At 62.5% G+C, this 6,637-nt stretch carries 7 protein-coding genes; all 7 read right to left on the minus strand.

Annotation, left to right across the window (positions count from 1 at the left end; translation table 11 throughout):
* Nucleotides 1-86 precede the first annotated feature (86 nt).
* Complete coding sequence (locus VEZ38_RS08190; RefSeq protein ID WP_324892863.1) at nt 87-1,181, minus strand: response regulator transcription factor; 1,095 nt, start codon at nt 1,179-1,181, stop codon at nt 87-89.
* Nucleotides 1,178-2,962, minus strand: a complete 1,785-nt coding sequence (locus VEZ38_RS08195) for a sensor histidine kinase (protein WP_324892864.1) — start codon at nt 2,960-2,962, stop codon at nt 1,178-1,180. The genes VEZ38_RS08190 and VEZ38_RS08195 overlap by 4 nt, the downstream gene beginning before the upstream one ends.
* Nucleotides 2,963-3,102: 140 nt before the next feature.
* Complete coding sequence (locus tag VEZ38_RS08200) at nt 3,103-3,822, minus strand: hypothetical protein (RefSeq protein WP_324892865.1); 720 nt, start codon at nt 3,820-3,822, stop codon at nt 3,103-3,105.
* The gene (locus VEZ38_RS08205) at nt 3,819-4,367 is read right to left on the minus strand and encodes an RNA polymerase sigma factor (protein WP_324892866.1); all 549 of its coding nucleotides are present in this window, start codon (nt 4,365-4,367) and stop codon (nt 3,819-3,821) included. The genes VEZ38_RS08200 and VEZ38_RS08205 overlap by 4 nt, the downstream gene beginning before the upstream one ends.
* Before the next feature lie 129 nt (nt 4,368-4,496).
* Nucleotides 4,497-5,336 carry an SPL family radical SAM protein gene (locus tag VEZ38_RS08210; protein ID WP_324892867.1) on the minus strand — a complete coding sequence of 280 codons (840 nt, stop codon included), beginning with the start codon at nt 5,334-5,336 and terminating at the stop codon, nt 4,497-4,499.
* Between the two features lie 232 nt (nt 5,337-5,568).
* Nucleotides 5,569-6,069, minus strand: a complete 501-nt coding sequence (locus tag VEZ38_RS08215; RefSeq protein WP_324892868.1) for an NUDIX hydrolase — start codon at nt 6,067-6,069, stop codon at nt 5,569-5,571.
* A 186-nt stretch (nt 6,070-6,255) separates the two neighbouring features.
* The coding region (locus tag VEZ38_RS08220; RefSeq protein ID WP_324892869.1) for a group II intron maturase-specific domain-containing protein at nt 6,256-6,637 on the minus strand (382 nt) is incomplete at its 5' end.

Raw genomic sequence — 6,637 nt, forward strand, 5'->3', positions numbered from 1 at the left:
TAGTTACGACCTCAGTATAAGGGAGTGCCCGCGATCGAACATTCGCGCGGATTAGCGCGTTTCGTTGCACGATATTGACATCGCTTTCAGTTCCGGCCGCCTTCGCGGAATTCGCCCGGCGTAATGCCCGTCTCTTTCTTGAAAATGCGGTGGAAATACGGCAGATCGGGGTATCCGACCATGCTCGCGACGTCTTTGATCGAGACGCCGGGACGCAGCAGCAGCTCCTTCGCCTTCCCGATGCGCCTTGCGACGATCGCGTCCGTCACGGTTTCCCCCGTAGCCAGCTTGAACGTCCGGCTCAGGTGTTCCTTGCTCACATAGAAGCGGCGAGCGATCGTCTCGAGCGTGATCGGATCGGCGTACTGCGCGTCGATGTATGCCGTCACCTCGTCGAGGATGAGCCGCGTTTTGCTGCGGCGGAACCGCTCGATGCCTTCGATCGCTTCCGCGTACGCTTCGGCGATCGCGCGCAGCGCCGCCGCGCCCCCCGCATCGCCGCCCGCCGCATCCGGAACGTCCCGTCGCGGCGGCGCCGGGAGCTCGCCGGGCCGCTCCGCCGTAAACTCCTCCAGCACCTGAAGGAAGTCGCCTTGCACCTTCTCCCGCATCGCCCGGTCGAGGCCGCCCGGGTACGCGGCGTCGAGCAGCTCCCCGAGCTTCTCGAACGACTGGCGCGCCGCCGCCGTGTTCAGCTCGAACAACGCCGCGAACGCGCGTTGGCGCAGCGCGGCGTACCGCTCCGTCATGCCCGGCTCGGGCAAGACGAGCGGCGCCCTCCAAGACGTGTGCACCGTCCGTTCGAGCGATTCCAGCTCGCTTACGCAGCGGGCGAGCGCCGCGTTCAGTTCGTCCGGGTCGATCGGCTTGAGCATATATTCGACCGCGCGGGACTGAATCGCCTGCTTTAAATACGCGAAGTCGTCATACCCGCTCATGACGACGATCTTGAGCCGCGGGAAGCGGTCCTTCATCGCCTGCAGCAGCTGTATGCCGTCCACGCCCGGCATCCGCATGTCGGTGACGACGATGTCCGGCCGGAGCGTCTCGATCAGCGCCAGCGCCTCGTCGCCGTCCTCCGCCTCGCCGGCGACCTCGAGCCGAAGCCGCGCCCAAGCGGCGAGCGACTTGACGACCTCGCGCGCCCACGGCTCGTCGTCTACGATCAATACGCGTCTCATTCGCGTTCCCCCTCCTCTGCGCCGCCGCCTGCCGGCAGCGCGATCGCGATCGCGGTGCCGGCGCCCGGCCGGCTAAATAGGCGAACCCCGGCCCCGCCGAAGCTCAGCTTCAGCCGGGCGTCTACGTTACGCAGCCCGATGCCCTTGCGGCGCTGAGGCCGCCCCGGTTCGGCCGCGGACGGCTGCGGGCGGAGCGAGACGCCCGCCCGAAGCTCCTCCCGCAGCGCCTGCAGCGTCTCCGCGTCCATGCCGACGCCGTTGTCGCGAATCAGCACGCAGACGCACCCGCGAATCGAGCGTACCCGAATTTCGACCTCCCACGCGCCCGGCTTCGGCTGGAGGCCGTGCTCGAACGCGTTTTCGATGAGGGGCTGCAGCGCGAAGCGGGGCATCCGCACGTCGGGCGGCGGCTCGTCCGCGCGCAGGACGACCCGGCAGCGGCCGCGGAAGCGCTGCTCCTGGATGAGCAGGTAGTTGCGCGCATGTTTTAGCTCGTCGGCCAGGGAGGCGGTATCCTCCCCCGACCCGATCGAATACCGCAGCAAGTCGCCGATGCCCCGGGTGATCGTATGAATTTCCGGCACGCCCTTCGACAGCGCGAGGCCGCCGATCAAATTCAGCGTATTGTTGAGAAAATGCGGATTGATCTGCGCCTGCAGCGCCAGAAGCTGTGCGTTCTTCACCTCGAGCTCGCGCCGGTACTCGTGTTCGATCAGCTCCTTGATGCGCTGCATCATGGAGTTGTACCCCCGCTCGAGCAGGCCGATTTCGTCGCGGCTCCTCACCGAGGTCATTTCGAAGTGGTGGATCGGCGCCGTGCGCATCGTCTTGGCGAGCGCCACGATCGGCCGGCTGATGCGGAGCGAGACGAGAATGGAGGCGAGCACGGACGCCGCCGCCGCCAGCAGCCCCGCGAGCAGGCCCGTCCGCACGGTGGAATCGGCGCTCGCCGCGACGCTGGACAGCGGAACCGCTTTCAAAATCGTGAGCCCTCCGTCCTCGATTTGCTCCGCGAACAGGAAGTGACCTTCCGTCCGCCGGAACCGCTGCAGCGCGCCGGCGTCCTGCTCCGCCCGAATCGCCGCCAAGGCGCGGTCGAACGAGCCCGAGGCGGACGACCCGGCGAGCAGCTCTCCTTCGTCGTTCATCAGAAATACGACGCTGTCCGGGCCCGACCGCAGGATGTCGCTCACCTGTCTCCACACCTGGTCGTTAATGCGGACGGACAGCCCGCCGAGCAAGGCGCGGGTTTCGAATGCGTTGACGCTGTGGAACGCGTAGATGCTGTCTCCGGATTGCTTAAAATACAGGCTGATCGGCGACATACCGATCCGGCTCCATGGGCCGCTCCGGATATCCAGCGAATGAATCAGTCCGCTGGTAGAGAAATTGACGGAGTAGAGGCTTTGATTTTGATGCGTGTATAACGAAAGTTGATCGATTTTGCGCGAATGGGCGTAGAACGCCGTCGTCAGCGTCTCCTGGATGTATTGCTGCGTACGGAACTGGCGGCCGACGCTTTGCGGCTCCGTCGCCGAGAGGCCGTCCATCAGCGTCTGGTTAATTTGCAGCGAATAAAACAGGACATCGATCTGCCGTACGAGCTCGTCCAAATATTGCTGCGCCCACAGCATGCGCGAACGGTTCGCTTCGATAAGCTCCTTCTCCACCGAGCTGCGCGTGTGCTGCGTCGCGAACCACGTCACGACGAGCACCGGAATCGTGGTTAGGCAAATCATTAACACCATCAACCGGTACCGAATGCTCGCGCCTAGAAACATAATGAAGCCTCCCGCCCCGCATGAATAATACGCGAAAGGCCTGCGCGCCGGCGCAGGCCCTAATATCAATATAGTACAATCGCGGCAGCTTCGTCATTTCATTTTCTTGATCTCGCGCGTTGTCTTGGATTGATGCGCGGTTATTCGATCGACGCGGCGAAGGCGAGCGCTTCCTCGGCCGTCAGCGCGCCGACGATCGAATAGTGGACGCCGTCCTTCGTCCAGAACAGCTCGACGAGCTCCGGCTGCTCGAAGACGAAGCCTTCCGCGCCGCCGACGTCGACCTTCGTAAATAGGTCCGCCGGGAACGACGCCGGCATGCGGCTCGCCGACAACGTCACCGTCTTGTCGCCCGACGCGTACGTGAAGATCACGTCGCGGACCGTGTCGCCCTGCGCGACGGCGACCGTCTCCGTCAGCGCGTACCCTTGCGGCGCGCCGCTCGGCGCGCGCAGCTCCGGCCCGAACGCCGCACGCGCCTCCTCGATGGAGCCGAGCGTCGTCGTCTTCAGCTCCGACAACTGGGAGCCCGCGGCGTCGCCGGGCGCCGCCGGCGCGCCGGCGATCGGGCTTTCGGCGGGCGCCGGGGCGTCCGGCTGCAGCAGCGCCGGGACGCCCGCGACGATCGCCGCCGCCGCGGCCAGCGCCGCCGCCCCCGCGAGCCACGTTCTCGGGAGGACGAACCGGCGTCCGCCCGCCGGCGCCGTTCCCTCCCGCGCCCGCTCCCGCACCTTCCGCTTCGCTTCCTCGCTCATGACCATCTTCGCGAACATCATCTCATCCATCTCCCTCCGCAAATGTTGTTCCAGCTTCCGATCGACTTCCCGATCCAACTCCGTCTCTTTGCTCGTATCGGTCATCCCTCGCCGCCTCCTTGTTTCATCTCTCGCGCCATCGCCGCGCGCGCCCGGTGCAGCCGATTGCGCACGGTACCCTCGGGCGTCGACGTCGCATCGGCGATCTCCTTCGTGCTCAGCTCCATGTAATAATACAAATACAACGCTTCTTGATAAGGGACGGGCAGTCGCAAGAGATGCCGCAGCACCTCGCTCTTCTCCCACCGCTCCAGCGCCTCTTCTTCGACGCTGACCGTGCGGCCGAGCTCCATGAGGCTCGGGTCGGTTGGCTGCTCCGAAAACATGCGGACGCCCATCTTGTCTCGGCACACGTTGACCGCGATCGTCGTCAGCCACGTCTTGACGGCGCTGTCGCCGCGGAACGAGGACCATTTTCGATAGGCTCTTAGAAATACTTCCTGACTGATATCCTCCGCCAGATGGCGATCGCCCGTGTAGAAATATGCGGTGCGCAGAACCGCGCTGCCGTAACGCTCCATCAGCTGCTCCAACGCCTCGCTCGGATCGCGCGAGTACGGTTCCTTCTCGTCTTTGCCGACCGGCTTCACTCGTCGATCACCTCCACCCTATTAGACGGTCTATCCGCGCGTTCCGCTGCATTCCTTGCATAAGTTTCCCCGAAAATGAAAAAACGGCCGCCCCCGGCGAACGCCGCCGTGTGCAGCCGTGCTTCATGATTACGAATCGAACGGGTACGCTTCCTCTTTGGACACGCGAACGATCGCTTCGGGAAGCGCCTCCTTGAACTGCTTCTCCACCAGAAGATGTAAGTCCGGCCGGTACCACCCGGCGAGATCTCTGCTTTCGAACAGCCCGGGCATCCCCAGCCGAGCGGAACGCTTCCCCATCGCGCCGTCGCCGATGTGGAGCGTGTCGATCCATATCCGGTCCGCGATGCCCTCGAGCCGCTTCGGAAAGTCGGGCGTGTACGGCAGCACGGGCGAAATCGCGGCTTGCGTAAAGATCCCCGCCTCGTGAACCTCTCTCAACGCTTTGATGCGCAGCCCGATGCCCGGCGCCTTCGGTGCGAACAGACGCTTCATGTCTTCGCGGTCGGTTTCGATCGTCATGGAGACGACGACGTTGCACTTCGCCTTCAGCTGCGACAGCACGTCGATGTCTCTCGCGACGAGCGGGGCGCGCGTTTGAATTTGGAGCGCATCGGGCGGGCGAACGACCATCTCCTCCAGAATGCTCCGGGTCAGCTTCGCCTCCCGCTCCGCCGGTTGGTAAGGGTCGGTCGCGGAGGACAGGAAGATGCGGACGGGCTTTTGCCTTCGCCGCAGGCTTGCGATTTCGGTTCGGTAATTCTCGACCGCGTTGGTCTTGACGTCCAGCCATTCGCCCCAGGGCGTCTCTTTAAATTTCTGGAGAGGCATCTCTCTGACGTAACAATAGGCGCAGGCGAAGGCGCACCCGCTGTACGGGTTCAGCGAATGGGTGAAGCCGACGTCCAGGTACCCTTTCGCCTCCGTAAGAATCTTCTTCGATACGATATCGCGCCTTGCGATGGTCATGCAGCAGATCGGACTCCCCTCCTTTCGTTCTTCGATATGCTCCGTCATAGTCGGCGGCGGTCCGCCGCGGCGCAGCGCCGGCCGAATGCCGCCCCGTTAGCGGAGTTCTCCGGTAACTCGGCCCGAAACCGGCGGAAAGCGGCCCCGTTAGCGGAGTTCTCCGGTAACTTGGCCCGAAACCGGCCGAAAACCGCCCCGTTAGCGGAGTTCTCCGCTAAGGCCGGCTCCGGTGTCAATGTAACTCCTTAAGAATTAGCTCGAGCACCAACGTTTCGCGCGCGATCGAGAAGCCCATGGACGCTTCCTTCTTCTCCATGACGGCCTTGTTATGCGCGATGGCTTCGCGAATATCGACCCACACGGGGCGGGAGCCGTTAGCGACCTCGTACTCCTCCAACTGCACCTTCGTAAAGTCATGGTCGATCTCGCAGACGTAAAAATAGGATGTCATATGAATAAAATCGTATTCGGGTTTATGAGATGGCCGATATTCATCGACATACCCGAATTCCCGAATGATCTCGATCCGGCTTGCGCCCGTCTCTTCGGCAAGCTCCCTGCGCAATCCGTCCTCCAATTGCTCATGAGCCTCCACGCCGCCCCCCGGAAAGCTGTAATCATTGTAGCGCGTCGTGTAGATCAGAAGGATGTTGTTCCGATCCAAAACAATCCCCCTGGCCGACCTCCGTTCGAGCGCGGAGCCTTGCGTATCCGTCACAGCGTGGTGAATCATTATCTGTATGAGCCTCAATGTTCGACCGTCATCCCCGTCCGTTAAACTCGACACTATGATTCCAATATACCGAATAACGCTGAAAGAGCCAAACCGCTTCGATATAAATCGAGTAGGTAGGGGCGGCTAGCCCCTGACCTCTCACACCACCGTACATGCGGGTCCGCATACGGCGGTTCCTAAAGGTTAACGAATTTCTAGATAACGAAAAGTCAGACTCAACAGCCCTTGGTCGTTCCAGTAGGAGCGATTAAGGGCGTTGTTTATGTTTCGGGACATCTCCCAACTTCCACGTCTGGAGTTAGCCATCATTCTTGCCGCCCATTCAGGCACACCTAGGGCACGAAGGTTTCTGAGGCGAGTTCTCGGCAGCTTCCATTGCTTCCACAGACACATGCGGAGCCTTCGGCGAACCCACTCGTCGAGACGTTCGCAATGCGTCTTCGCGGATGCCAAGCGGAAATAGCCAATCCATCCCATTAGATAGCGGTTAAGTTCTTTCAACCTGCGTTCCATTGAGATCCCCCGCGTTCGCGAAGTAATCTCCCTCACGCGCTCCTTCAGTTGT

This window comes from Paenibacillus sp. (genome assembly GCF_035645235.1).
Taxonomy (GTDB): Bacteria; Bacillota; Bacilli; order Paenibacillales; family YIM-B00363; genus Paenibacillus_AE.